Source organism: Sphingomonas sp. 2378 (genome assembly GCF_038084995.1).
Classification (GTDB): Bacteria; Pseudomonadota; Alphaproteobacteria; order Sphingomonadales; family Sphingomonadaceae; genus Sphingomonas.
The window spans coordinates 1-26364 of the sequence record NZ_JAXCMJ010000014.1 but is presented as its reverse complement, the minus strand read 5'-3'; the positions used below and the strand labels follow the sequence as shown (position 1 = coordinate 26364).

Below are 26364 nucleotides of genomic sequence, written 5' to 3'. Positions count from 1 at the left end.
GACGCGGCATTCCTGCCGCTTCGCTCCATAAACCAGATCATTTCTAGGCGTTTATGCAGAATAATATTGTTCGCGTGCTTTCCGAAACTTGAAGGGCCGTACCATCGTCTGTCGCCGGGGGCGCACATAGGAGAGCCATCATGGCAGACAGCAATGGCGGCGGTGGCCGCGAGAACAATCCGGGCAACTTCGCCAATGACCGCGAAAAGGCTTCCGAAGCCGGGCGCAAGGGTGGCCAGGAAAGCGGCGGCAATTTCAAGAACGATCCCGAACGCGCGGCGGAAGCCGGTTCCAAGGGCGGTCAGGCCAGCCATAGCGGCGGTCGCTGACCGACAGGGGCGGCGGCGGTAACGGACCGGCGCCGCCCTTTTCTTTCGGCACGGCAGCTTGCGTTAACCATTTGCGCCTAGGGCAAGTGGATGGAAATGCGTAAAATCTGTACCGGATGCCGCGATGGTGTCGATTTCGATATCCCGTTCGCGATGGCGTTTCAGCCGATCGTGGATACGACCACCGGTCTGCCCTTCGCCTATGAGGCGCTGATCCGGGGGCTGGAGGGAGAGGGCGCGTACAGCGTCCTGTCGCAGGTGACCGAGGCCAATCGCTATTCCTTCGATCAGGCGTGCCGGGTCAAGGCGATCGAGACCGCGATGGCGGCGGGGATCATGGGGGGTGACGCGCGGCTGTCGATCAACTTCCTGCCCAATGCGGTCTATTCGCCGATGGCCTGTATCCAGTTGACCCTGCGCACCGCCCAGGCCCAGGGCCTGCCGGTCGAGCGGCTGATCTTCGAGTTCACCGAGAATGAGCAGATGGGCTCGCCCGAGCATGTCGCCGGGATCATCGACACCTATAAGCAGATCGGCTTCTCCGTCGCGATCGACGATTTCGGTTCGGGCCATTCGGGGCTGGACCGGTTCGTTCGCTTCCACCCCGACGAGGTCAAGCTCGACATGGAACTGGTCCGCGACATCGACACCGATCCTCGCCGCCGTGCCATCGTCCGCGCCATGGTGGGCATGTGCGCGGAACTCGACACGCTGCTGATCGCGGAGGGGATCGAAACCGCCGCCGAGGCCGCGACCCTGAACGAACTGGGCGTGCGCTATCATCAGGGTTACTGGTATGCCCGTCCCGCGCTGGGGACGCTGCCGAGGGTGCAGGGGCGCGCCTGAGCCACCCCATATACGCCGCGCGGATTCTTCCCTATAGAGCCCCGCGCGTCCGGTTCCGCGGGCGCATCACCCTATAGCTATCGAAGAGAGTATCCATGTCCGCGATGTTCCGTATCACGCTGCCCGACGGTTCCGTCCGTGAGGTCGCGCCCGGAACTACTCCCGCGGACATCGCCGCCGCGATCGGACCGGGCTTGGCCAAGGCTGCGATCGCCGCGCGCGTCGATGGCGAGTTGCGCGACATCATGCGCCCGTTCGAGGGCGACTCCGCGCTCGCGCTGGTGACGGCGAAGGACGAGGCCGACGCGCTCGAACTCGCGCGCCACGATTATGCGCATGTCCTGGCCGAGGCGGTGCAGAAACTGTTTCCCGGCACGCAGATCACCTTCGGCCCGTCGACCGATGACGGCTTCTATTACGACTTCGCGCCCAAGGACCGGCCCTTCACCGAAGAGGACCTGCCCGCGATCGAGGCCGAGATGCGCAAGATCATCGCGCGCGACGAGCCGCTGATCCGCGAGGTCTGGACCCGCGAGCAACTGATCGAGCGCTGGAAGCAGCAGGGCGAGACGTTCAAGGCCGAGTGGGCCGCCGAACTGCCCGACGATGAGGAACTAACCGTCTATCGCGCCGGCAAGGGCGAGGATGCCTGGCTCGACATGTGCCGGGGGCCGCATCTGGCCTCGACCGGCAAGCTCGATCCCAATGCCTTCAAGCTGACCCGCGTGTCGGGCGCGTACTGGCGCGGCGACCAGAACAACGCGATGCTCAGCCGCATCTACGGCACCGGCTGGCTGAACAAGAAACAGCTCGCCGAGCATCTGACCCGGTTGGAGGAAGCCGCCAAGCGCGACCATCGCAAGCTGGGCAACGAGATGGACCTGTTCCACCTCCAGCAGGAAGCGCATGGCTCGGTCTTCTGGCATCCCAAGGGCTATCGCATCTGGCGCGAGCTGGAAGCCTATATGCGCCGCGCGATCGACGGCACCGGCTATCGCGAGGTGAAGACCCCGCAGGTGATGGACGCGCGCCAGTGGGAGCAGTCCGGGCACTGGGGCAAGTATCGCGAGAATATGTTCGTCATCCCCGACGAGGTGCCGAACACCGAGGACGAAGGCCCGCTGGTGTCGGACGATGCGCAGTGGATGGCGCTGAAGCCGATGAACTGCCCGGCGCACGTCCTGATCTTCCGCCAGGGGATCAAGTCGTACCGCGACCTGCCGCTGCGCCTCTATGAGAATGGCTGCTGCCACCGCAACGAGCCGCATGGTGCGCTGCACGGCCTGATGCGTGTGCGCCAGTTCACCCAGGACGACGCGCATATCTTCTGCCGCGAGGACCAGATCGTCGAGGAAGTCCGCGCCTTTTGCGAACTGGCGGACCGGATCTACAAGGATTTCGGCTTCACCTATTCGATCAAGCTGGCGCTGCGCCCCGAAAAGCGCTTCGGCACCGAAGAGATGTGGGACATGGCGGAAACCGAGCTGCGCGACGCGGTCGTGCGGGCGGGGCTGGCGACCGAGCAATATGGTTGGGAAGAGCTGCCGGGCGAGGGGGCTTTCTATGCGCCCAAGCTGGAATGGCATCTGACCGATGCGATCGGTCGCACCTGGCAGGTCGGCACCATCCAGTCGGACCGCGTTCTCCCCGAGCGACTCGATGCGTCGTACATCGGCGAGGATGGCGAACGGCATCGCCCGATCATGCTCCACCGCGCGATCTTCGGCTCGTACGAGCGGTTCATCGGCATCCTGATCGAGCATTATGCGGGCCGCTTCCCCGTCTGGCTCGCACCCGTGCAGGCGGTGGTCGCGACGATCGTGTCGGACGCGGACGGCTATGCGGAAGAGGCGGCGGCGAAGCTGGCGGCGGCGGGCATCCGGGTCGAAACCGATCTGCGCAACGAGAAGATCAACTACAAGGTGCGCGAACACTCGGTCGCCAAGGTGCCGGTGCTGCTGGTCGTCGGCAAGCGCGAGGCGGAGGAAGGCAAGGTCGCCGTCCGCCGTCTGGGCAGCCAGGCGCAGGAGGTGATGACGCTGGACGAGGCCATCGCGATGCTGCGCGAGGAAGCGACTCCGCCCGATCTGCGCGGCTGAACCACCGAATATCGAATCGAAGGGCGAGGCGTTTGTCTCGCCCTTTCAAATTGACGCCCGATCGCTTATATTGCGAGGGTAATTGCCACAGGAGAAATACCCATACGTCCTCCCATGATGCGCCGTCCGATGCAGGCGCCGCCGATGAACGGTCCCCGATTCAACGAGTGGATCCAAAGCCCCAAGGTTCGCGTCATCGACCATGAGGGCGAGAATCTCGGCGTGATGTACACGCGCGAAGCGATGGCCCAGGCCCAGGAACTGGGACTCGACCTGGTCGAGGTGTCGCCCAACGCCGATCCGCCCGTCGCCAAGTTCCTCGACGTCGGCAAGTATAAGTACGAGGCGCAAAAAAAGGCGAACCTCGCCCGCAAGTCGCAGAAGACGCAGGAGATCAAGGAGATCAAGATGCGTCCGAACATCGACGACCATGATTACGACACCAAGATGAAGAAGGTGGTCGAATTCATCGGCGAGGGCGACAAGGTGAAGGTCACCATGCGCTTCCGCGGTCGCGAGCTGAGCCATGGCCAGCTCGGCATGAACGTGCTCCAGCGCGTGGCGGAACAGGTGGCCGAGGTCGCCAAGGTCGAAGCCTATCCGCGCATGGAAGGCCGCCAGATGCTGATGGTGCTGGCGCCGAAGTGAGCTTGGTCGACTCGGGGGTGTGAACCTCCGGGTGATGGCTTTGAAAGACCCCGGAGTCCTTTGGGCTGCCGGGGTTTTTCTTTGGTTGGCGCGGAGGACGCGGAGATCGTGTTCGCGCGAAGTCGCGAGGGCGCGAAGAGGATTTGCCCTTCGTCGCCGCCGTTCAACTTGAGCGAAATCGGCACGACCATCCGCCCGCTCTATGTTCCTTCTTTTCCAGAAGGGCAGGGGAGGATTGGGGGGGCGCTGACGAAAGCAGAACCGTCCCGCGTTTCGCACCACCCCGGCGAAGGCCGGGGGCCAGCAGCGATTCAGGCGCGATGTCGTGGATGCGCCATGGCATATCACTTAGGGCAGAGGAACTGGACCCCGGCCTTCGCCGGGGTGGTAAGGATAGGGCGGGTTCAGGCGCTATGCGCGATCCCCTGTCTCGGCGTCCTCTGCGCCTCCGCGCCAACCCAGAGCCCGTTCGCACTGAGCGAAGTCGAAGTGCATGCCCGAACTTCTGCCGCGAGCGTTATCCCGTGGCCTTCGACTTCGCTCAGGCTGAACGGAAGTGGGGCAATGGCGCCCTAAGCCGCAATCTCCAACGCTTCCCCCGCCGCCGCGCCCAGCAACCGTTTCTCCAACGTCTTCAACCGCCCGCCATTGGTGATCTGGTCGCCGGTCAGGTCGGTCAGGTAGAAGACGTCGACCGCGCGCTCGCCATAGGTCGCGACATGCGCCGAATGGATCGTCACCTTCGACTGGAACAGCGCATGGGCGAGCTGGTTGAGCAATGCCGGGCGGTCGCGGGCATGGACCTCGACCACGGTGAAGCGGTTCGATGCGCGGTTGTCGATCAACACATTGGGCGCGATCGGAAAGGCGTCGGCGCGCGGGCGGATCGAGGGCTTGGCGACCAGCCGGTCGGCCAGCTTGTTGCGATTGGCCAGCGCATCCTCGATCGCGCGACGCAGGCGGCTGAGCTGACCCGGATCGTCGAAGGGGCGGCCCAACGGGTCCTGCACCAGGAAATTGTCGATCGCCATGCCGTCGCGCGTCGTGTGGATGCGCGCATCGATGATGTTGCCGCCCGCGACATGGATCGCCCCCGCGATGCGGTAGAACAGCCCCGGGTGGTCGGCGGCGTAGATGGACACCAGCGTCGCGCCACGCTCGGCATAGACCTGCGCGTCGATCGACAATTGCGCATCACCCGCCGCCGCCATCTGCCGTGCGTTATGGAGGAGCACATCCTCGGGCTCGGCGATCCAATAGGCCTCGGGCAGGCGGCGGACATGCGCGGCTATCTGCGCCTCGGGCCAGCCCAGCGCTTCGCCCAGCCGCGCTTGCTTGGCCGCGATCCGCTCGGTCCGCCCGCGCTGCTTGTGGCCCAGGCGAAGCACCTCCTCGGCGGCTTCGTACAGGTCGGAGAGCAGCTGGCGCTTCCACCCGTTCCAGGTGCCGGGGCCGACCGCGCGGATATCGACGATGGTCAGGACCAGCAGCAGGCGAAGCCGCTCGGGGCTCTGCACCGTCTCGCAGAAATCGAGGATCGTCTTGAAATCCGACAGGTCGCGCTTGAACGCGGTCGCGGACATGAGGAGGTGCCAGCGGACCAGCCAGGCCACCGTCTCGGTCTCCGCGTCGGTCAGCTCCAGGCGCGGGCAGAGCCGTTCGGCGACTTCCGCCCCCAGGATCGAATGGTCGCCGCCGCGCCCCTTGGCGATATCGTGCAGCAGCACCGCGACATAGAGGACGCGCCGCGACACGATCTGGCCGATGATCGCCGAGGCGACGGGGTGCTCCTCGACCATATCCTGCCGCTCGATCCGGGCGAGCAGGCCCAGCGCGCGGATGGTGTGCTCGTCGACGGTGTAATGGTGGTACATGTCGAACTGCATCTGCGCGACGATGCGGCCGAAATCGGGCAGGAAGCGACCGAACACCCCCGCCTCGTTCATCCAGCGCAGCACGAGTTCGGGGTCGTGGCGGCTGGTCAGCACATCGAGGAACAGGGCGTTGGCGCGCGGGTCGTGGCGGATATCGTCGGCCAGCTTGGCATCGCGCGACGCGGCGCGCATCGCCAGCGGATGGACCTCCAGTTCATAGCGGTCGGCGAGCTGGAATATCTCGATCAGGCGGACCGGGTCTTCCTGAAAGAAATCGTCGCGCGGCAGCGCCAGCCGCCCGCGATCGAGCACGAAGCCGTTCAACCGGCGCGGGCGGCGGCGGATGGTGGGCAGGCCGAAGCGATGGCCGCGCGCCGCGAACCGCTCGTCCAGATGCGCCAGGAACGCGCCGGTCAGCGCGCCGACCGTCTTCACCTGCAGGAAATAGAGCTGCATGAACCGCTCGACCTTGGCCTTGCCGGGCCGGTCGGAGAAGCGCATCCGCTCGGCGATCTGGCGCTGCACGTCGAAGGTCAGCCGGTCCTCCGCGCGTCCCGTGATGGTGTGGAGGTGACAGCGCACCGCCCATAGGAAATTGTCGGCGCGGTGGAACTGGCGATATTCCTCGCGGGTGAACAGGCCCCGGTCGATCAGGTCGGCGGCGCGGTCCACGTCATAGACGTACTTGCCGATCCAGAAGAGCGCGTGCAGGTCGCGAAGCCCGCCCTTGCCCTCCTTGACATTGGGTTCGACGACATAGCGGGTGTCGCCCATCTTGCGGTGGCGCAGGTCGCGCTCGGCCAGCTTGTCGGCGATGAACTGGCGGTGCGAATCGGTCTGGATCTCCGCCTTGAAGCGGCGAGACGCCTCGTCATACAGCGCCTGGTCGCCGCAGAGGAACCGCCCCTCGAGCAGCGCGGTGCGCACCGTCACGTCGGCGCGCGCCTGCCGGATCATCTCGTCGATCGATCGGCTGGAATGGCCGACCTTCAACCCCAGATCCCAGAGCGAATAGAGCATCGATTCGATGACCTGCTCGGCATGGGGCGTTTGCTTGAAGGGGGTGAGGAAGCCGATATCGACGTCCGAATAGGGCGCCATTTCGCCCCGGCCATAGCCACCCACCGCGATCAGGGTCAGCCGCTCGCCCGCCGTGGGGTTGCTGAGCGGGTAGAGCGTCTCGGTGGTGAAATCGAACAGCACCCGCAGCACCTGATCGGTCAGATAGGCCTGTGCCGCCGCCGCCTCCAGCCCGCGCGACGGATGGACCGAAAGCCGCCGCGCCACCTCCTGCCGCCCGGCGTCGAGCGCGGCGCGAAGGATCGGCGTGACCCGCGTCCGCCCCTCCGGCCCGGTGATGCCGAGCGCGGCGACCTGTTCGGCGAGCGCCCGGCGATCGACGATGGCGCGACGGTTGGGGAGGGATTCGAAACGGCTGTGCATGGGGAATGTCATAGGGGCTTGGGATGAACAAATGGAGAGGGGAAAGCCCCTCCACCACGCCCTTCGGGCGCGGTCCCCCTCCCCAAGCACAGCTTGGGGAGGAATGGCGTATCCCAAATCCTCCCCAAGCTGTGCTTGGGGAGGGGGACCATGCGAAGCATGGTGGAGGGGCAGAGCCCTGCGCTTTCCGCCGACCAAGATTACCATGCTTGGGCCCCACGCCCGACCATGATACCGAGCCCGAATGGCCGACCATCACGACATTCCCGCCCTGATCGCCGACATGGGAGCCCGCGCCCGCACCGCCGCGAAGCGGCTCGCCCGGATGCCGACCGCAGCCAAGGCCGACGCGCTGCGTGCCGGAGGGCGGGCGATCCGCGACGCGATCCCGGCGGTGCTGGAGGCCAATGCGCGCGACGTGACGGCGGGTGAGGCCAATGGTCTGTCGTCCGCGATGCTCGACCGGCTCCGCCTGAACGACGCACGGATCGCGGGCATCGTCGAAGGGATCGAGGCGGTGGCGGGGCTGCCCGATCCCGTCGGCGACCGGATTGACGAACGCACCCGGCCCAATGGCCTCCATCTCTCGCGCGTCCGTGTGCCGGTGGGGGTAATCGGCATCGTCTATGAAAGCCGCCCCAACGTCACCGTCGATGCCGCCGCTTTGTGCGCGATGGCGGGCAATGCCGCGATCCTGCGCGGCGGCTCGGAGGCGGTGCACAGCAACCGTGCGCTGCATGCCGCCTTCGTCGCGGGCTGGACGGCGGCGGGCGGTCCGGCGGACGCGGTGCAACTCGTCCCCACCACCGACCGGGCGGCCGTGGGCGCGATGCTGGCGGCGGAGGGGCTGATCGACCTGCTGATCCCGCGCGGCGGCAAGAGCCTGGTCGCGCGCGTGCAGGCCGAGGCGAAGGTGCCGGTGCTCGCGCATCTCGACGGGATCAACCATGTCTATGTCGATGGCTCGGCCGATCACGAGATGGCCCGGCGCGTCGTGCGCGATGCCAAGATGCGACGCACCGGCGTTTGCGGCGCGATGGAGACGCTGCTGATCGACCGGGCCTATTGCCATGCCGCCGAACTGGTCGCGACGCTGGTGGACGCCGGATGCACGGTGCGCGGCGACGACGCGGTGCGGGAGATCGTGCCGGGGCTCGACGCCGCGACGGCTGAGGACTGGGATACCGAATATCTCGACGCGATCGCCAGCGTGGCACTGGTCGATGGGGTGGACGGCGCGATGGCGCATATCGCCGCGCATGGATCGCACCATACCGACGCGATCGTCGCGGAGGATGACGCCGTCGCCGAACGCTTTCTGGCGCAAGTCGACAGCGCGATCGTGCTGTGGAACGCCTCCACCCAGTTCGCGGATGGTGGCGAGTTCGGGCTGGGCGCGGAGATCGGCATCGCCACCGGGCGACTGCACGCGCGCGGCCCGGTCGCGCTGGAGGGGCTGACCACCTATAAATGGATCGGGCGGGGCACGGGGCAGATCAGAGGGTGAGGATCGGCCTGCTCGGCGGGTCGTTCAATCCCGCGCATCGCGGCCATCGCCGCATCACCCTGGACGCGATCCGCGCGCTCGACCTCGACGAAATGTGGTGGCTGGTGTCGCCGGGCAACCCGTTGAAGCAGGGCGCCAGCGACATGGCGCCCTTCGCGGCGCGGCTGGCATCGGCGGAGCGGATGGCGCGCCGCGCACCGATCCGGGCGAGCGCGATCGAGCGGGACCTGCACACCCGCTACACGCTGGATACGGTGCGCGCGATCACCCGGCGCTATCCCGGCCATGACTTTATCTGGTTGATGGGCGAGGATAATCTGGAGCAATTTCATAGGTGGCGCGGGTGGCGTTCGATTGCGCGCGCGATCCCGATTGCGGTTATCGGCCGTCCGGGGTACAATGCCGCCGCCCACGCGACACCCGCGCTGGGCTGGTTCAGACGTTTCCAGAGGCGTCCGGGCCAGGCGAAGAACTGGACGATGTGGAGTTTGCCGGCCTTCGTGCTGTTGCGCTTCCGCCCCGACCCGACTTCCGCCACGGGCCTTCGGGCCCGCGATCCGGACTGGTTTCGGCATATGGGCCGGAACGTCCCCTGAACAGGAGCTCACTTGGCCACTTCCCCGCAATCGCCGCGTCCGTCCGATCCTGCCGAGGTGGAGGCGCTGCACCGCCTCATTCTCGCCTCGCTCGACGACGACCAGGCGGTGGAGACGATTTCGATCCCGCTCGCGGGCAAGTCGTCGATCGCAGATTTCATGGTGATCGCCAGCGGTCGCTCGACCCGGCAGGTCGCCTCGATGGCGATGAAGCTCGCCGAGAAGATCAAGGCCGAGTTCGGCCGCTCGGTGCGGATCGAAGGCCTGCCGACCGCCGACTGGGTGCTGATCGACGCCAATGACGTGATCGTCCACCTGTTCCGGCCCGAGGTCCGCACCTTCTACAATCTGGAGCGCATGTGGGCCTTTGGCGATGCGCCGACCCCGCCCGCGAGTCCCGCCGACCGCCAACTCTGACGCTTTAGGGTCCGCCCCGTGCTGCTGCATATCGTCGCGCGCGGGCGGATCGGCCGTTCGCCCGAGGCCGAGCTGGTCGATCGCTATATCAAGCGGATCGGCTGGCCGACCAAGGTCACCGAACTCCCCGACACAGGGGGGAAGGTCCCTCCGCTGGAAGGACAGGTGCGCCTGGTCCTGATGGACGAGAAGGGCGAGAACCTGTCCTCGATGGATTTCGCGCGTCGGCTGGAGCGCTGGCGCGACGATGGCGTGCGCGAGTGCCGGTTCATGATCGGCGCGGCGGACGGGTTCGAGGATGCCGACCGGGCCCGCGCCGACCTGCTCATCTCTTATGGCCGGGCGACCTGGCCGCACATGATGGCGCGCGCGATGCTGGCCGAGCAACTGTTCCGCGCGACCAGCATCCTCGCCAACCATCCCTATCACCGCGAGGGATAGGCGTGTGAAGCGGCGTCATGGCGTGCTGGCGCTGGCGGCCCTGGCGCTGCTCGGCGCGACCGACATCGCCGCCGACCAGCGCCGCCTGGCCGATGCGCGCGCGGGCGCGGCGGCGGCACAGGCACGGGCGGCGGCGCTGGAGCGACAGGCCGGGGCCGAACGCGATGCCGCCGCCATCGCCCAGGCCAGGGAGCGGGCCATGGCGGCGCGCGTCGCGGCGGCGGAGGCGGAGGTGACGGCGGCGCGCGCGCGGGTCGATCTGGTCGCCGGTTTGCTGGCCCGGCAACGGGCGCGGCTGGCGCAGGCGCAGGCCCCGCTCGCGCATCTGCTGGCGGCGATGCAGAGCATGGCGGCAAGGCCCCCGGTCGCGGCGGTGGCGCAACCCGGCTCGATCGCCGATCTGGCGCATGTCCGCGCCGTCTTCGCCACCGTATCGCCGGTCATCGCCGCGCGGTCGGCGGCGGTTCGCACCGAACTGGCCGCCACCCGCCGCGTCCGCGCGCAGGTGGTCGTGGCGGCGCGGGCGCTGGCCGCCACGACCACCAGGCTGGAGGCCGAACGCCAGACGCTGGCCCGGCTGGAGGCGCGTCATCGTGGTCGTGCCGATGCGCTGGTGCAGGTGGCGGTCGACGAATCCAACCGCGCGCTGGCACTGGGCGAAGCGGCGCGCGACATTGTCGACCGCATGGCCGAACGCGGCGAGGCCCATGCGACGGCGGGCGAATTGCTGGCGCTTCCGGGGCCGCTCTCACGCCCGCTTGCGCCCGGCGTCATCGGCCCGGCCATCGCGCCCGGCACCTATCGCCTGCCGGTGCGAGGCAAGGTCGCGGGCGGCTTCGGCGAGATTTCGGACTCGGGCGTCCGTGCGCGCGGCATCACGCTGGCGACCGTCCCCTATGCGCCCGTCGTCGCACCTGCGGGCGGCGAGGTCCGCTATGCGGGGGCGTTCCGGGGCTATGGCGGGATCGTCATCGTCAACCATGGCGCAGGGTGGACCAGCCTGGTCACGGGCCTGGGCGGCATCGCGGTCAAGCCGGGCCAGCGGGTCGCGGCGGGCACGGTGCTCGGCCGTGCGGGGCGGGGGCGGAACGGTTGGGAGCCGCGCGTGACGGTGGAGTTGCGGCGTGACGGGCGACCGATGGATATCGCGGCGATCTTGGGGTGAGGGCGCGCAAGGGCTTTGCTTGCTCCCCGATCCATCGCGCCGTTCGCGTCATCGACGTTGCCGTTCTTGCAGCGCGATCTTTCCCATTTTCCCGTCTTCAAACGGCCGTTTTGGGGAGGCGCAATCGGGAACAGGTTTTGGGAAAGCGAAGCCGGTAGGTGTCCATCAGCATGATCGGCGCAACCGGATCTTGTCACTGGTTCGTTTCTGGGAATGGGTGGCGCACAACATTGCGGCTTGGCACTTAATGCACCAAACTGCCGGGATGAGTGACCCGAACGCACTATTTATCCCGATCGAAGACGGCGCTGACGAAGCAGCGATGGTTGAAGCTGCACTGCGATGCGTTGAGGCTTTCACAGATCAGTTCAACGCGCGCAACCTTCACGGAATGGATGGGTTGCTACATTTTCCGCACGTTATCCTGTCCGGCGAAAATCTGGTAGTTTGGGATGGCCCCGGTCAGCTTCCGAGTTCCTTCTTTGACGACCTGAGTGCATCAACAGGTTGGGACCGCACTACCTACCATGACAAGCGGGCGGTTCTCACCAGCCCCCGCAAGGTTCACCTTGTTGTTGAATACACGCGGGACCGGGCCGATGGGACAGCGGTGAGCCACCACAGTAATCTTTGGATCGTCACCTTCGATGAAGGCCGATGGGGCATCAAGCAGCGGTCATATTGAGGATCGCTGGCGATCAGTGTGGCGAAGTCGGTTTCCCTATATCTGGTCCCTTCGGAAATGGCCCCTTCTCCGGCATCGTCGTTGCTCCCCACTCTCGACGCGAACCCCACCCCCGCTCAGCCCTCGTTCAGCACGGTTGCGCTTTGATTGCTCCCGGCTTGCCGCTACACAGGCGGTCCGCTTTTCTGGTCCAGGACCCTCGATGCCCCGTACGCTGCCGAAACGTCCGCTTCTGACTGCTACTGCCATTGTCGGCGCGCTGGCCATGGTGCCGATCACCACCTCCGCGATGGCGGCGGTCGACAGTTCCACGGTCCGCCAGTTCGACCGGTTCCTCGACGTCTATAACCGGATCAAGGCCGATTATGTCGACAAGGTCGACGACGACACGCTGATCAAGGGCGCGATCCAGGGGATGCTGGCGGCGCTCGACCCGCATAGCAGCTATGTCGACGCGCTCGATTTCGACAATCTGAAGATCCAGACCGAGGGCAATTATGGCGGTCTGGGCCTGACCGTCTCGATGGAGGACGGCGCGATCAAGGTCATCGCGCCGCAGGAGGATACGCCTGCGGGCCGGGCGGGCGTGAAGTCGGGCGACTATATCACCCATATCGACGGCAAGCTGATCTACGGCCAGTCGCTGGACGAGGCGATCGGCCAGATGCGGGGCAAGCCGGGCACCAAGATCAACCTGACCATCGTGCGTCCCGGCCGCGACAAGCCGATCGAGCTGACCCTGACTCGCGAGGTCATCGTCCAGCGCCCGGTCAAGTGGGAGGTGAAGGGCGATGTCGGCTATATCAACATCAACACCTTCTCCGAGAATACCGGCGCGGACACGCGCGCGGCGATCATGGCGATCGACAAGGCGCTGGGGCATCGGCCGCTGGGCTATGTCGTCGACCTGCGTGACAATGGCGGCGGCTTGCTGACCCAGGCGATCGCGGTCAGCGACGCCTTTCTGGACCATGGCGAGATCGTGTCGCAGCGCGGTCGCGAGAAGACCGATATCGAGCGTTATTACGCCAAGCCGGGCGACGACGCGCATGGCTTGCCGGTAATCGTGCTGACCAACTCCGGCACCGCCTCCGCGTCGGAGATCGTCGCGGGCGCGCTCCAGGATCATCACCGCGCGCTGGTGATGGGTGAGCGCAGCTTTGGCAAGGGGTCGGTCCAGACGCTGCTGCCGCTGGGGCCGGAGACGGCGCTCCGCCTGACCACCGCGCGCTACTACACCCCCTCGGGCCGGTCGGTGCAGGAGGGCGGGATCGAGCCGGACATCAAGGTGCCGCAGATCTCCGACCCCGATTACAAGACGCGTCCCGTCTTTCGCGAGGCCGATCTGCGCCGCCACCTGATCAACGAGGTGAAGGCGGATAACGCGATCCTGGAAGAGGATACCAAGGACGATCCGCGCTTCGCGATGACACCCGAAGCGTTGAAGAAGCAGGGGGTCGAGGACTTCCAGCTTTATTATGCGCTGAAGACCGTCGCACGGCTGGGCGGTCCCGCGCAGGTTGCCGCCGCCACCAAGCCGCCGGTGAAGTGACGATGAGCACCCCCCGCACCCGCAACGAGACACGGGCGAACCTGATCGCCTTCTTCCTGCCGCTGGCGCTGCTCGCCGGGGCCTGGGGCAGCCAGGTGTTCGCCGGCCTCTACCCCTGCGAGATGTGCCATTGGCAGCGCTGGCCGCATTACGCCGCGCTGGTGCCCGCACTTGCCGCCTTCTTCGTGGCCCAGCGCAGCATCCGGGGATCGCTTGTCATCCTTGCCGCGTTGTTGATCGCGGTGTCGGGGGCGATCGGTGTCGCCCATGCCGGGGTCGAATATGGCTGGTGGCAGGGCTTTACCGCCTGCACCTCGACGGTGAACCTGGATGGGTTGAGCGCGACCGACCGGCTGAATGCGATCATGCATGCGCCGGTCATTCGCTGCGACGTGGCGCAATGGACCCTGGGCGGGATTTCGCTGGCCGGCTTCAACGCGATCCTGTCGCTGGGAGGCGCGGCGGCGATCCTGGTGTTGATGAGGAAGGCACGATGAGCCAGCTTCGCTGGATGCCGGGCGACCGGCGCGAACCGATGAAGGCGATGGTCCGGGTGGACCAGGCCGGGGAATATGGCGCGACCCGCATCTATGCGGGGCAATTGGCGGTGCTGGGCGACCGGCATCCCTTCGCCCGCGCCATCCACCACATGGCCGAACAGGAGGAGCGTCACCGCGCCTTTTTCGACCGGATGATCGCCGAGCGCCGGGTCCGCCCGACGCTGTTCCAGCCCTTCTGGGACAAGGCGGGTTTCGCGCTGGGCGCGATCACGGCGGCGATCAGCCCCAAGGCGGCGATGGCCTGCACCGCGGCGGTGGAGACCGAGATCGACAAACATTATCAGGCGCAGCTCGACGAACTGGGCGACAGCGACCCCGAATTGTCGAACGCGATCGCCGATTTCCAGGCCGAGGAACTGGAGCATCGCGATCATGCGCTGGGCGCGGGCGCGGAGGAGGCGATCGCCTATCCGGTGCTGTATGGATTGATCCGGGCAGGCTGCAAGGTCGCGATCGCCGCGGCCAAGCGGGTCTGACGTCGGACGAGCGGGAGAGAGAGGATGTTCCACCGTTCATGGCGCTGGGCAGCGCTGACGGGCTTGGCGATGATTGCGGCGGGCGGCCCCGTCATGGCGCAGCAGGTCGCGGCACCGGGCGCGATCAAGGCCAAGCCGATCGAGGGGCCGGGCGAGGTATCCCGCAACGCGCCGGTCAACGGCGTGCTGACCCTGTTCGGCAACGAACGCTGCCCGACCGACACCAATGGCAACGAGATCGTCGTCTGCGTTCGCCGCAGCGCCGAGGAGCAGTTCCGTGTTCCCAAGGAGCTTCGCGAGCTTCAGGTGACGCCCGAGAATGAAAGCTGGGCCGCGCGCGCGACCGGTACGCTCAACGAGGGGACCGGTGTGAACAGCATCGGCAGTTGCTCGGCGGTCGGCGCGGGCGGCGCGACGGGCTGCTTCGTCCAGCGCGCGCGGGAGAATCGCGCGGTCAACGCCCAGCGCAAGCGGGACGAGGAACCGCAGAATCCTTGATCGCGTCCTCCCCGGAATTGGGGAGGGGTATGAGAGGGGGATTTCCGCGAGGGTGACCTGTGCGGAATCCCCCCTTCACCATGCTGCGCATGGTCCCCCTCCCCTTACAGGGAGGAATGGTGCTTGTTGATAGGGCGAGACGCGCGCTTCGACTTCGCTTAGCGTGAACGGGGGTTGGGATACTTTCCCACCCTCCGTTCGGCCTGAGCGAAGTCCAAGGCCATGGGTCAGGCCGCCTCCGCCTGCACCCGCGGGCTCTGCGCGATACGGTCGTGCGCGATTCCACGCGCGGCATGGTGCGGGGTCAGCCCGCCTCGCTCGGCCTGGGCGAGCACGGTCTTCATCCGTGCGCCGATCGCCAGGACGCGACGGCGGACCTCCGGCTTGCGCCAGCCCAGATACTCGCCCGCGACATTGACGATTCCGCCCGCATTGACGAGGAAGTCGGGCGCGTAGAGCACGCCGCGTTCGGCTAGGCGCTCCGCCATGCCGTCATCGACCAGCTGGTTGTTGGCCGCGCCGCACACCACGCTGGCCTTCAGTTCCGCCACGCTCCTGGCATTCAGGACACCACCGAGCGCGCAGGGCGCCAGCACATCGACCCTCGCCGACAGCAGCGCGCGGCTGCTCATCACCATCGCGCCGAACCGGTCGGCGGCGCGCGCCGCGACCTCGCTGCGCGGTTCGGCGACGACCAGCTTGGCTCCCGCCTCGTGCAGCAATTCGCACAGGGCATAGCCGACATGGCCCAGCCCCTGCACCGCCACGGTCACGTCGGACAGCTCCGCGCCCAGCCGGTGGCGGACGGCGACCTGCATCGCCTGCATCACGCCCAGCGCGGTCCAGGGCGACGGATCGCCACCCGGCTGCGCGCCCTTGGCGGGAAGTCCGGCGACATGGCGGGTCTGGGTGGCGACCTCGCTCATGTCGGTGACGCTGGTGCCGACATCCTCGGCGGTGACATAGCGGCCCTTGAGCGCGGCGACTTGCCGGCCGAACGTGCGGAACAGCGCGGCCCGGTCGAACGGTCCATCGGGCAGGCAGATCACCGCCTTGCCCCCACCAAAGGGCAGCTCGGCCAGCGCGTTCTTGAGCGCCATGCCCTCGGCCAGCCGCAGCGCGTCCAGCGTGGCGGTGTGGTGATCGGGATAACGCCACAACCGACACCCGCCCGCCGCCGGTCCCAGGGTGGTCGAATGGAGCGCGATGATCCCCCGCGCGCCGCTTTCCCGGTCATAGAATGTCACCACCTCTTCGGGCGGCAGATCCTGGTGATGTTGGGCGGTGAACGACATGCGGTAATCCCTGAATGGTCTGACGAGGGGAGTGATAGCGCAGGATGCGAGGCGAAACTGGCCGCATTGCAAGGACGAACGCGCTGTTTTCGGTTGAATATACCTATAAAGAAGACATAATCGGATAATCATGCCGCATGATCTCGATGTCTGGGAACGGCGTATCCTCGCTCTGCTTCAGGAGGATGCCAGTCTGTCCACCGCCGCCATCGCCGAAGCGGTGGGTCTGTCCGCCTCGCCCTGCTGGCGGCGGATCGACCGGCTGGAACGCGACGGGATCATCAAGCGGCGGGTGGCACTGGTCGACCGCGCCAAGGTCGGGCTCAAGGCGCAGATCTTCGCGCAGGTGAAGCTGAATGCCCATGGCCGCGCCAATCTCGACGAATTCGCCGCCGCGATCCGGGACATCCCCGAGGTAATGGAGTGTCACGTCCTGATGGGCTCGGTCGACTTCATGCTGCGCATCGTCGCGGCGGACATCGAATCCTATGAGCGGTTGTTCTTCGAGCGGCTGTCGAACCTGCCGGGCGTGCAGGAAATCAACTCGACCGTCGCGCTGTCGGAAATCAAATCGACCAGCGCACTGCCCATTCCGGCGGGATAGGTCCGATCATTCCTCCCCTTGCAGGCGAGGAATGGGGGCGATAGCGGCGGCGGAGCGGGGAGAAGACGATGACAAGGGGCAAGAGCTTGAGCGGCATCCGGATCGGCCTTTTCCTGCTGGTCTGGTTCTCGGCGAGCTGGTTCGGGTCGTGGGAGCTGAACCCCAACAACGCCACCCGATTGTTCGCCACGATCCGCATGGTGGAGAACGGCACCGCGACGATCGACCCGATGGCGCCGCTGACGATCGACAAGGCGCAGTTCGGGGACCATGTCTATCTCGACAAGGCGCCGGGCATGACCCTGATGGCATTGCCCGCCGTGGCGATGGTCGATGCGATCACCGGCGACCGGGCGGACCGGCATCCGATGTCGGCGGGGGACGAAGGCTTTGTCCGTTATCTTCGGTTGCGGACGCGGGTCGCTTCGGCGCTGGGCTCGGCGCTGCTGACCGCGATCGCGGCGGTCCTGTTGTTCGACCTGGGCCGCCGCGTGACGGGGCAGGCGGGCGCGGGGCTGTTCGCGGCGCTGGGCTATGCACTGGGGACGCCGATCTGGGGCTATGCGACGACCCTGCTCGGTCATGCCAGCGTCGCGGCGCTGTTCGTCATCGCGCTGGCCGCCATCGCGCGCGGCGGAGGGCGATGGCTGGGGGTGGCGGGGCTCGCTCTGGGCTGGGCCGTGGTGGTCGAGTATCAGGCGGTGCTGGCGGGATCGCTGATCGGGCTATGGGCGCTATGGCGTGATCGCCGTGACCCCATGGCGCTATGGCCGTTGATCGCGGGGGGACTGATCGGGCTGCTGCCGCTGCTCGCCTATAATCTCTTCGCGTTCGGGACGCTGTTCCGCATCGGCTATTCGGGCGTGGTCGGGTTCGAGGGGATGAACCGGGGGCTGTTCGGCCTGACCGCCCCCGATCCGCGCGTGCTGTTGGCGATATTGGCGGGGCCGACGCGCGGGCTGATCTGGGTCGCGCCGATCCTGGTCCTGGCACCCTTCGGACTGTGGCGGCTGGGGGAGGAGCGGGACACGCGCGGGTTGGCGCTGACGGCGGGCGGGGTGGCGCTGGTCGCGCTGCTGGTCAATGCCGCCTATGTCTATTGGGAGGGCGGCAATGCGACCGGCCCGCGCCATGCCATGCCGCTGGCGGGGGTGGCGGCGCTGGGCCTCGCGCCCTTCTGGGCGGCGACACGGTCGATCTGGCTGCGCGGGGTGAATGTCGCGTTCCTGCTGGTGTCGATCGGTATCAACCTGACCATTGCGGCGGCGGAAATCTTCGCGCCGCCGCCGTTCCGCTGGGCCTGGTGGGACGCGGTGATCCAGCAGCATTTCCGCTTCGGCGACCTCCGCACCGTCGCGTCCGAATGGTGGGGATGGACCCCGTGGAACGGCCTGGCACTCTGGGCCCTGATCGCCGTCCCCTTGTCGCTGTGGCTGGTTCAGTCCTGCGCGCGCTTGAGCCCGCGCACCCGGTGCCAGACATAAAGGCCGAGCAGCACGACCAGCACGATCCCGATCGCCAGATCGGCGCGGTGGAAAAAGGCCTTCACGCGCGGGTCCGAATCCCATTTCTCTCCCAGTTCGCGCCCGACGATCGCCAGGACCAGGCAGAAGGGCCAACTGCCGAGAAACGTATAGAGGTGAAAGGGGACGAGCTTCATCCGCGCCACCCCCGCCGGAAAGGCGATGAAGGTGCGGATGACGGGCAGCAGCCGCCCGATCAGCACCGCGATCGAACCATAGCGCGCGAAGAACCGGTCGGCGGCGTCCAACTCACCCGGCCCGATCAGCAGATATTTGCCCCAGCGTTCCGCGACCGGACGCCCGCCGCGCTTGCCGATCTCATAGGCGACGATCGAGCCGAGGTTGCACCCCAGCGCCCCCGCCGTCGCGGCGAGGTAGAGGTTGAACTGTCCGGTCGATACCAGATAGCCCGCGAACGGCATGATGATTTCGGAGGGCAGCGGGATGCAGGCGCTCTCGATCGCCATCAGCAGCATGATGCCCAGATAGCCACCGGTGGAAATCACCCAGATGGCGAAGCTCGCCAGCGCGGAAAGAATATGCTCGACCATGGGGCCAGCGACTTGCGCGATCGGGGGGCGGGGGTCAATCGGAACCGGCGCGCGCATCGGTCGGTTTGGGACGCCATGACCATGCTGACCCTGAACGACGGCCGGTCCATGCCCCGAATGGGGCTGGGCACCTATCAGATTCCCGATTCGCAGGTCGCGCTGGTGGTGCGGCGCGGGCTGGATACCGGATACGGGCTGGTCGACACCGCCGCCATCTATGGCAATGAGCGGGGAGTGGGCGACGGTCTGCGCGACGCCGATGTCTTCCTGACCACCAAGCTGTGGAACGACCGCCACCGTGATGCCGAAGCGGCGCTGGACGAGAGCCTGGCGCTGTTGGGCGTCGAGGCGGTAGACCTGTATCTGATCCACTGGCCGGTGCCTGCCGAGGACGCCTATGTCGAGGCGTGGCGGAGCCTGATCGGCTTGCGCGAGGTGGGCAAGGCGAAGTCGATCGGCGTATCGAACTTTCTCCCCGAGCATCTCGACCGGATCATCGAGGCGACGGGCGTGGTGCCCGCCGTCAACCAGATCGAACTCCACCCCCGTTTCCAGCAGCGCGAGGCGCGGGCCTATCATGAGGCCAAGGGCATCGTCACCCAAAGCTGGAGCCCGTTGGGTCGGGGTGGGGATTTGCTGCAACTCCCCGAGATCGTTCGGATCGCGGAGAAGCATGGCCGTTCGGCGGCACAGGTGGTCCTCGCCTGGCATCTGGCGCATGGCCTTTCGGTGATCCCCAAGGCGGCGGATGCGGCGCACATGGCGGACAATTTCGCGGCCAGCGACCTGAGGTTGGACGACGAGGATATCGCCGCGATCGATGCGCTGGACGATGCGGACGGGCGCATCGGGCCTGATCCCAGGGAGATGTGAGGGCGCTCAGGCCCCCCGCAAATATCCCGTCCGCTCCACGAAGCCGCGAATGGCGGACGCATCGTCATAGGGCAGCTCGATCAGTGTCCTGATCGCCGCCCGCTTATCCTTCGCGGCGTCATAATGGCGGCGCGCGATCCGATAGCCGACGAAATAGCCCAAGTCGCTGACACCGAAGGGATTGGCGGCGCTGTTCCACAGCCAGTTGTCGTAATCGTTGCCGCCCATCTCGATCACGAAACGCGCCTTGATCGCCGCCTCGTGCGATGGGCCATAGCTATAGACCGGCAGCGCGGGCTTGCGACCGGTGATCAGTTCGGCGACCAGTTCCGCCACGCCTTCGCGCAGCGATTGCTGGAGCAGATTGCCTTGCGTTTCCTGCTGCTGCGTATGGACATATTCATGGATATTGTTCTGCGCATTGTTGGCGAAGGGGCGCGATCGGAAGAAGGTGCCCAGCCGCGTCCGCAACGGCTCGGGCAGTTCGGACACGTCGACGCTCTCATCGCCCAGCCCCAGTTCCGCGCCGATCAGCACCTTGTCGCCGACCGTCGTACCCCCGGTTCTCAGCACCCCAATGGCATAGGTGATGGTGGCGGGGCGGAGTTGGGGATAGAGGCGGCGGAACCGCTCCACATCGCCATTCAGTGTCGTCGTGGCATCGGCCGACCGTGCGGTCAGGGGACGGACCGAGGCCCAGAATTTGGGCCATTTGGCGATGGCGTCGACATATTCCTGCGCCGTGTAGCGCCGCGCCGCCATCAGCGCGTGAAGGCCGGGCGTGCCTGGATCGATGTAGAGCGTCTGGATCAGCCGCAGCCGATCGGCGGGAGTGGCGGCGTTGATCGCATCGAATGCGCGCCAGAAACGGGCGATATCCGTATCGACCACCGGTGTCGTCCGAACGGAGGATCGCACTATCGAAGGCGGCTTCTGCTGCGCTCGAGCGGGCGTGGCGAATAGGACCAGAAGTCCCGTCAGGACCATGCCGGTCCATCGAAAGTCCATCGCCATGTGTCCACCCCCGTCATTCCGCTTATGTCACGGTCTGGACGAAAATGGGGCCATATCCAAGCCGTGTCGTTAGCCCAAAGCTTCCGCCGCCAGCTTCAAATCCTCCACGAATCGCGCATATTCCACCTTCTTCGCCTCCAGATCGGGCAGGCGGAGCAGATAGCTTGGGTGCACGGTAATAAAGGCCATGCCGCCATCGGGCAGGGTCAACGCTTTGCCCCGCGCGTGCCCGATGGTCATCACCCTGCCGAACAGCGAGCGCGCCGCCGTCGCGCCCAGCGCCACGGTCACCTGCGGCTGGACCAGCAGCCGTTCCTGCTCCACCCACCAGCGACAGGCCTGGATCTCGCCCGCATTGGGCGAGCTGTGGATGCGGCGCTTGCCGCGCGGCTCGAACTTGAAATGCTTGACCGCGTTGGTGACATAGGCGCGCGCGCGGTCGATCCCGGCCTCCGCCACCGCGCGGTCGAAGACCTGGCCGGCGGGCCCGACAAAGGGATGGCCCGCCAGATCCTCCTGATCGCCAGGCTGCTCGCCGACGAACATCAGCGGCGCGTCGACCGGGCCTTCGCCGAACACCGTCTGGGTGGCGGGCGTGTGGAGCGGGCAGCGGGTGCAGCCCATCGCCTCGTCCCGCAACGCCGCCCAGGCGCTCTGGGCATTGCCGCCGCGCCCCGTCCGCACATCCGTTCTGGCGGCGTCGATCATGCCCGTCTCCCGCGCCTGCGCTCCTGCGATCAGTGCTGAGACCAACGCGGTTTCGGGCATGTTTTTCCAGTATTTGCGCGGCATCTCCTTCAGCATCGCGCCGACCTTGACGCGGGCGGGGTTGAAGATGCTGGCATAATAGGTCTTCCACACCGCCTCGGTCGGATCGCCTTCCGGCGCGTCCGCCCGGGTCGCGCCGGGGCCCTCGGACAGCGTCCTGCCGTCCCAGTGCAGCGACACCTCGGGCGTCAGGATCGCCCAGCGCATCGTGGTGAAGCGGTTGACGAAAAAGGCCGCATTGGCGCGCACGATATGATGTTCGGGCTCGAACCAGGCGACATAGCGTAAGCCCTCGTCATCCTCGGTCTCGCGAAAACGGAGAAAGGCACGCATCTTGTGGATGTCGCGTCGCACCGCCTTGGCCAGTCGATCGAGGCGGCGGACCAGCGGGTCAGCCTGATCCTCGATCAACCGCGGCTGGCGACGCAACCGGTCGAGCGCGGTGTGGAGGAGCGCGAAACGCTGCGGGTCGTGGGACAGGATGACGCTGCGCGCGAGGTCGAGGAAACCGCGCGACACGGAGAAGCGCGGGGCGTCTGTGGCCGGGGCCTTTTCCGCCACCGCGCCGAACAGGTCGCCGACCTGTTCGCCGACCTGCCACACCACCTGATCGGGCGGCACGCTGTCGGCAATCAGCCCCCGTGCGGCGTCGCGCCAGGCGTCGAAATCGTCGGGGGCGGGGAGGGTAACGATGCGCATGGGTTAGTGGCGGTGAGCGGCAATCGCCCACCGATCCTCCCCGGTACGGGGAGGTGGCAGGCCGCAGGCCTGACGGAGGGGGGGCTCCCCATAGGTCGTCCTTTGCGGCTCCCCCCCTCCACCATGCTTTGCATGGTCCCCCTCCCCGTGCCGGGGAGGATCAAGGTCATCGGATATCAATCGCGATCGTCCCCGCCGGGCGGGTTGGCCTTGGCCTCCTTCGCCTCGATGGGTTTGCGCGTCTCATAGATTTCGGCGAGCTTCTGTTCGGTCGCGTCGTCGAGTTCCTTTTCGGCGGCGGGGAACATCTCTTCCTCTTCCTCATCGATATGATGCTCATAGCGATGACGCATGTGGAAGAATTTCGATTCCCATTCGTCCGAGGCGAAGTCGAGGTCCATCATCTCGCCCAGCAGATCGTCGATCTCCTTATGCTCGGACACCGAATGGCGGGCGTCGTCGCGCAGTTCGGGCTCGCCCAGCATGGTGGCGTAGAGCGACTCCTCCTCGGCGGCGGCGTGGCTCTGGATCTCGATGCGGAACGCCTCGAACAGCTTCTTGCGCTTGGCCCCGTCGCCCTTGAGTTCGGCGAGTTGTTTCAGCATTTCGCGCTGCTTGTCGTGATCGCGCTTCAGATCGGCATAGATGTCGGCGGTGGCCATGATCGTCTCCTTCGCGAGGGCAAACGGCGAACCACGCCGCCCGTTTCACCCGCGAATCACTCTCATTCAGGCGAAGAGTTCGAGCTGCGTGTCCTTCGGTTTGACCAGCGGTTTCAGGTCCGCCCGCTCGGCCAGCGCGACCGGCCGCCAGTCCTCCGCGATCAGGAAGGGGCGCAACTTGGCGATCGACACGGTCAGCCGTCCCACATCCTCCAGCCGCAGCCGCCGCCATTTGCGGCTGGCGATGATCCGGTCCACCGCCTTCACCCCCAGGCCGGGCACGCGCAGCAGCATCTCGCGCGGGGCACGGTTCACATCGACCGGGAAATGCTGCCGGAATTTCAGCGCCCAGGCGAGCTTGGGATCGATGTCGAGCGGCAGCATCCCCGTCGCCTCATCGGCGGCGGCGGCGACTTCGCGCGGTTGATAGTCGTAGAAGCGCATCAGCCAGTCGGACTGGTACAGCCGATGCTCGCGCATCAGCGGCGGGCGTTGCAGCGGCAGCACCGCCGAGGCGTCGGGGATCGGGCTGAACGCCGAATAATAGACGCGGCGAAGGCGGAAGCGGTCATAGAGCGTCGCCGCGCGTCCGACGATATCGCGGTCGGTTGCGGCATCCGCGCCCACGATCATCTGGGTCGACTGGCCCGCTGGTGCGAAGCCGGGGGCGGATTTGTACTTCTTGGCCGCGTCCTGCCGGTCGTCGATCGCGGTCTTCACCTCGGCCATCGCGCCCTCGATCCGGGCCGCATCCTTTTCGGGCGCAAGGCGACGCAACCCGCCGACTGTGGGCAGTTCGACATTGATCGACACGCGGTCGGCATGAACCCCGGCCAGCCGCACCAGTTCGGGATCGGCGTCGGGGATGGTCTTCAGGTGAATATAGCCGCGAAAGCCATGATCCTCGCGCAAGCTTCGCGCCACCTCGACGATCTGCTCCATCGTGTAATTCGAAGATTTGATGATGCCCGAGGAAAGGAACAGCCCCTCGATATAATTGCGCCGGTAAAAGGCGAGGGTGAGGTTCACCACCTCGTGCGCGGTGAAGCGCGCGCGGCGGACATTGGAGGATTTGCGGTTGATGCAATAATGGCAGTCGAAGATGCAGCTATTGGTCAGCAATATCTTCAAGAGCGAGATGCAGCGGCCGTCGGGCGCATAGGCGTGGCAAATGCCCATCCCCTCGGTCGAGCCGATCCCCTTGCCATCGCGGCTATCGCGTTTCGACGTGCCCGAGGACGCGCAGGAGGCGTCATATTTGGCGGCGTCCGCCAGGATCGCCAGCTTCTCACGGGTGTCGAGTTGCGCCATTTGTTCGATATACGTTCTCACGGGGCGCGGAACAAGGCGCAGGCCGCCGGTCATCGTTCGTACAGCCGGGTTGATCCAGATTGCGTGGGCTTGAGGGAGATGGACGATGCGGAAAACGATGATCGCACTGGCGCTGTCGGGCGTCGCGGGCCCGGCGGCGGCCCAGACGGCGGCGATCGAGGCGAAGACGGCGGATTATGAATTCACCTATCGCTATCCCGCCGTCGCGGGCCGCATCCGGCCGTTGAAGCGGGCATTGGATGCCGAGGCGGCCGACCTTCGCCGGAAAATGGCGCAGGACGCGGCATCGGATCGGCGGGAGGCCAAGGCTTCCGGCTTCCCCTTTCGCCCCTATTCCTACCAGAAGACGTGGAAGGTCGTGACCGACACGCCGCGCTTCCTCAGCCTGTCGAGCGACAGCTATCATTACACCGGCGGCGCGCATGGTCAGCCCGCCTCTTCGGCGCTGCTCTGGGACAAGGCGGCGGGGCGGCGGCTGGAGACCCAATCGGTCTTCGTCTCGTTGGCCGCGCTGCAAGCCGCGACCCGCACCGATTACTGCGCCCGCCTGAAGGCGGAACAGATGCGGCGCAACCAGGGGGATCTGTCGTCGATGAACGCCTGCCCGCCGCTCAAGGACCTGACCCTGTTGCTGGGATCGAGCAACGGCCGGGCGATCGATAGGATCGGCCTGATCGCCGACCCTTATGTCGCGGGCTCCTATGCCGAGGGCAGCTATGAGGTGACCCTGCCGGTGACGCGGGCGATCCTGGCGGCGGTGAAGCCCGCCTATCGCACGGGCTTTGCGCTGGGACGCTGAACCCGGCGGCCTTGCCACCCGCCGCGATCGGGATACGATCGCGGGGTGGTGACAAGGAGGACCCGGTGGAGATCAGACAGGACGACCCGAACGCACCCTATGTCGCCGATCTGCTGGCGCTCCACTTACGCGAATTGCAGGGGGCGATGGAGGGATATGATTTCGCGCTGGACGCATCGGGCCTGTCGGCGCCGGCGGTGACCTTCTGGACGGCGTGGGAGGGGGAGGCGCTGCTCGGCTTCGGCGCGCTGAAGCAACTCGACCCGCGCCATGGCGAGGTGAAGTCGATGCGCGCCGCATCGGAGGCGCGTGGGAAGGGCGTGGGACGCGCGATGCTCACTCATATCATCGGCGAGGCTCGGGCGCGGGGCTATGACCGCCTCAGCCTGGAAACCGGAACCGCGCCGCTCCATGCGCCCGCCGTCTCGCTGTATCGCAGCGCGGGGTTCGTGCCGTGCGAGGCGTTCGCGGACTATGCGCCCAGCCCGCATAACCAGTTTTTCGCGCTCGATCTGCGGGCGCGCTGACAGGGAGAGCGGGATGAGCGACATGGTGTCGGGAAACTGCCATTGCGGGGCGGTCCGATTCGAGGCGAGGCTGACCGCCGGGTTCGACACGGTCCGACGCTGTACCTGTTCCTATTGCCGGATGCGCGGAGCGGTCGTCGTCTCCGCCGAAATGGGCGGCGTCACCATCCTTCAGGGGGCGGACAGGCTGACCAGCTATCGGTTCAACACGCGGCAAGCGGAGCATTTCTTCTGCTCGGTGTGCGGCATCTATACCCATCATCAGCGGCGATCGAATCCCGATCAATATGGCGTCAACGTTGCCTGTCTGGAGGGGGTATCGCCCTTCGACTTCGCCGAGGTTCCGGTCAATGACGGGGTGAACCACCCCAGCGACACTCACCAACCGGCGCGGCTGGCCGGGGTGCTTCGCTTCGTCCGGGACAAACCCGCATAGGGGTGGCGGGCTTGTGAGGAGGAGATGCGGCTGAACGAGGTGGCCGTATGACATGGAATCGACCTGAGCCGAGCCCCTCCCCTTCAGGGGAGGGGTTGGGGTGGGGCATCACCCCCGGGCCCCTGCGTTTGTGGAAGCGCCCCAC

27 protein-coding genes are annotated in these 26364 nt (G+C 66.6%); 20 read left to right on the top strand and 7 right to left on the bottom strand.

Features of this window, described 5'->3' with window-relative positions; all coding sequences use genetic code 11:
- The first annotated feature begins 140 nt into the window (after window positions 1–140).
- From SM191_RS09300 to infC, 4 genes are all read left to right on the top strand, one after another.
- Complete coding sequence (locus tag SM191_RS09300) at window positions 141–329, top strand: general stress protein (protein ID WP_261268887.1); 189 nt, start codon at window positions 141–143, stop codon at window positions 327–329.
- Window positions 330–425: 96 nt separating this feature from the next.
- Entirely contained in the window at window positions 426–1175 is a 750-nt protein-coding gene (locus SM191_RS09295; protein ID WP_341505952.1) for an EAL domain-containing protein, read from the top strand.
- 95 nt (window positions 1176–1270) lie between these two features.
- Window positions 1271–3274, top strand: a complete 2004-nt coding sequence (thrS, locus tag SM191_RS09290; RefSeq protein WP_341505951.1) for a threonine--tRNA ligase — start codon at window positions 1271–1273, stop codon at window positions 3272–3274.
- Window positions 3275–3388: 114 nt separating this feature from the next.
- The gene (infC, locus tag SM191_RS09285) at window positions 3389–3922 is read left to right on the top strand and encodes a translation initiation factor IF-3 (RefSeq protein WP_037569087.1); all 534 of its coding nucleotides are present in this window, start codon (window positions 3389–3391) and stop codon (window positions 3920–3922) included.
- 572 nt (window positions 3923–4494) lie between these two features.
- Here infC and SM191_RS09280 read toward each other — a convergent pair.
- Window positions 4495–7239, bottom strand: coding sequence for a [protein-PII] uridylyltransferase (locus SM191_RS09280; protein WP_341505947.1), 2745 nt, complete (start codon window positions 7237–7239; stop codon window positions 4495–4497).
- A 244-nt stretch (window positions 7240–7483) separates the two neighbouring features.
- Here SM191_RS09280 and SM191_RS09275 point away from each other — a divergent pair, with 244 nt between their 5' ends.
- From SM191_RS09275 to SM191_RS09230, 10 genes are all read left to right on the top strand, one after another.
- Window positions 7484–8746: a glutamate-5-semialdehyde dehydrogenase gene (locus SM191_RS09275; RefSeq protein WP_341505946.1), complete on the top strand. Its 1263-nt coding sequence runs from the start codon at window positions 7484–7486 to the stop codon at window positions 8744–8746.
- Window positions 8743–9342: a nicotinate-nucleotide adenylyltransferase gene (locus tag SM191_RS09270; protein ID WP_341505945.1), complete on the top strand. Its 600-nt coding sequence runs from the start codon at window positions 8743–8745 to the stop codon at window positions 9340–9342. Before SM191_RS09275 ends, SM191_RS09270 begins: the two co-directional genes overlap by 4 nt.
- A gap of 12 nt (window positions 9343–9354) precedes the next feature.
- A complete protein-coding gene (gene rsfS, locus SM191_RS09265; RefSeq protein ID WP_230482605.1) occupies window positions 9355–9759 on the top strand; it encodes a ribosome silencing factor in 405 nt (134 codons plus the stop codon).
- Window positions 9760–9777: 18 nt separating this feature from the next.
- Window positions 9778–10200: a 23S rRNA (pseudouridine(1915)-N(3))-methyltransferase RlmH gene (locus SM191_RS09260; protein WP_267434199.1), complete on the top strand. Its 423-nt coding sequence runs from the start codon at window positions 9778–9780 to the stop codon at window positions 10198–10200.
- A gap of 4 nt (window positions 10201–10204) precedes the next feature.
- Window positions 10205–11365 (top strand): murein hydrolase activator EnvC family protein, encoded by a 1161-nt coding sequence (locus SM191_RS09255; protein WP_341505944.1) that lies wholly within the window; start codon window positions 10205–10207, stop codon window positions 11363–11365.
- Window positions 11366–11384: 19 nt separating this feature from the next.
- The gene (locus SM191_RS09250) at window positions 11385–12050 is read left to right on the top strand and encodes a hypothetical protein (RefSeq protein WP_341505943.1); all 666 of its coding nucleotides are present in this window, start codon (window positions 11385–11387) and stop codon (window positions 12048–12050) included.
- A 202-nt stretch (window positions 12051–12252) separates the two neighbouring features.
- Window positions 12253–13602, top strand: a complete 1350-nt coding sequence (locus SM191_RS09245; protein ID WP_341505941.1) for a S41 family peptidase — start codon at window positions 12253–12255, stop codon at window positions 13600–13602.
- Between the two features lie 2 nt (window positions 13603–13604).
- The gene (locus SM191_RS09240) at window positions 13605–14099 is read left to right on the top strand and encodes a disulfide bond formation protein B (RefSeq protein WP_341505940.1); all 495 of its coding nucleotides are present in this window, start codon (window positions 13605–13607) and stop codon (window positions 14097–14099) included.
- On the top strand, window positions 14096–14638 hold the full coding sequence (locus SM191_RS09235) for a demethoxyubiquinone hydroxylase family protein (protein ID WP_267434204.1): 543 nt from the start codon (window positions 14096–14098) through the stop codon (window positions 14636–14638). The genes SM191_RS09240 and SM191_RS09235 overlap by 4 nt, the downstream gene beginning before the upstream one ends.
- A 24-nt stretch (window positions 14639–14662) precedes the next feature.
- Window positions 14663–15136, top strand: coding sequence for a hypothetical protein (locus SM191_RS09230; RefSeq protein ID WP_445949837.1), 474 nt, complete (start codon window positions 14663–14665; stop codon window positions 15134–15136).
- A gap of 227 nt (window positions 15137–15363) precedes the next feature.
- On the opposite strand, the gene SM191_RS09225 is transcribed toward SM191_RS09230, so the two are convergent.
- A complete protein-coding gene (locus tag SM191_RS09225) occupies window positions 15364–16431 on the bottom strand; it encodes a Glu/Leu/Phe/Val family dehydrogenase (RefSeq protein ID WP_341505939.1) in 1068 nt (355 codons plus the stop codon).
- Window positions 16432–16561: 130 nt separating this feature from the next.
- Here SM191_RS09225 and SM191_RS09220 point away from each other — a divergent pair, with 130 nt between their 5' ends.
- Window positions 16562–17035, top strand: coding sequence for an Lrp/AsnC family transcriptional regulator (locus tag SM191_RS09220; RefSeq protein WP_341505938.1), 474 nt, complete (start codon window positions 16562–16564; stop codon window positions 17033–17035).
- An 86-nt stretch (window positions 17036–17121) separates the two neighbouring features.
- Window positions 17122–18519, top strand: a complete 1398-nt coding sequence (locus SM191_RS09215; RefSeq protein ID WP_341505937.1) for a glycosyltransferase family 39 protein — start codon at window positions 17122–17124, stop codon at window positions 18517–18519.
- Here the strand turns inward: SM191_RS09215 and SM191_RS09210 are convergent.
- Complete coding sequence (locus SM191_RS09210; RefSeq protein ID WP_341505936.1) at window positions 18474–19109, bottom strand: DedA family protein; 636 nt, start codon at window positions 19107–19109, stop codon at window positions 18474–18476. The two genes, SM191_RS09215 and SM191_RS09210, sit on opposite strands and share 46 nt — an antisense overlap.
- A 75-nt stretch (window positions 19110–19184) precedes the next feature.
- Between SM191_RS09210 and SM191_RS09205 the strand changes: the two genes are divergently transcribed.
- On the top strand, window positions 19185–19982 hold the full coding sequence (locus SM191_RS09205; protein ID WP_341505935.1) for an aldo/keto reductase: 798 nt from the start codon (window positions 19185–19187) through the stop codon (window positions 19980–19982).
- A gap of 6 nt (window positions 19983–19988) precedes the next feature.
- Here the strand turns inward: SM191_RS09205 and SM191_RS09200 are convergent, their stop codons facing one another.
- The 4 genes from SM191_RS09200 to SM191_RS09185 all read right to left on the bottom strand — a co-directional run bounded on the left by SM191_RS09200 (window position 19989) and on the right by SM191_RS09185 (window position 24436).
- Complete coding sequence (locus SM191_RS09200; RefSeq protein WP_341505934.1) at window positions 19989–20873, bottom strand: hypothetical protein; 885 nt, start codon at window positions 20871–20873, stop codon at window positions 19989–19991.
- Between the two features lie 192 nt (window positions 20874–21065).
- Window positions 21066–22463: a UdgX family uracil-DNA binding protein gene (locus tag SM191_RS09195; RefSeq protein ID WP_341505933.1), complete on the bottom strand. Its 1398-nt coding sequence runs from the start codon at window positions 22461–22463 to the stop codon at window positions 21066–21068.
- 176 nt (window positions 22464–22639) lie between these two features.
- Window positions 22640–23125 (bottom strand): hemerythrin domain-containing protein, encoded by a 486-nt coding sequence (locus SM191_RS09190; RefSeq protein WP_306998334.1) that lies wholly within the window; start codon window positions 23123–23125, stop codon window positions 22640–22642.
- A gap of 66 nt (window positions 23126–23191) precedes the next feature.
- Complete coding sequence (locus SM191_RS09185) at window positions 23192–24436, bottom strand: putative DNA modification/repair radical SAM protein (RefSeq protein ID WP_341505932.1); 1245 nt, start codon at window positions 24434–24436, stop codon at window positions 23192–23194.
- A 106-nt stretch (window positions 24437–24542) separates the two neighbouring features.
- On the opposite strand from SM191_RS09185, the gene SM191_RS09180 reads away from it, so the two are divergent.
- The 3 genes from SM191_RS09180 (at window position 24543) to SM191_RS09170 (ending at window position 26219) form a co-directional block, all read left to right on the top strand.
- Complete coding sequence (locus tag SM191_RS09180) at window positions 24543–25256, top strand: DUF4163 domain-containing protein (RefSeq protein WP_341505931.1); 714 nt, start codon at window positions 24543–24545, stop codon at window positions 25254–25256.
- A gap of 65 nt (window positions 25257–25321) precedes the next feature.
- The gene (locus tag SM191_RS09175; RefSeq protein ID WP_341505930.1) at window positions 25322–25783 is read left to right on the top strand and encodes a GNAT family N-acetyltransferase; all 462 of its coding nucleotides are present in this window, start codon (window positions 25322–25324) and stop codon (window positions 25781–25783) included.
- A 13-nt stretch (window positions 25784–25796) separates the two neighbouring features.
- Window positions 25797–26219 carry a GFA family protein gene (locus SM191_RS09170; RefSeq protein WP_306998340.1) on the top strand — a complete coding sequence of 141 codons (423 nt, stop codon included), beginning with the start codon at window positions 25797–25799 and terminating at the stop codon, window positions 26217–26219.
- The last annotated feature ends 145 nt before the right edge of the window (window positions 26220–26364 follow it).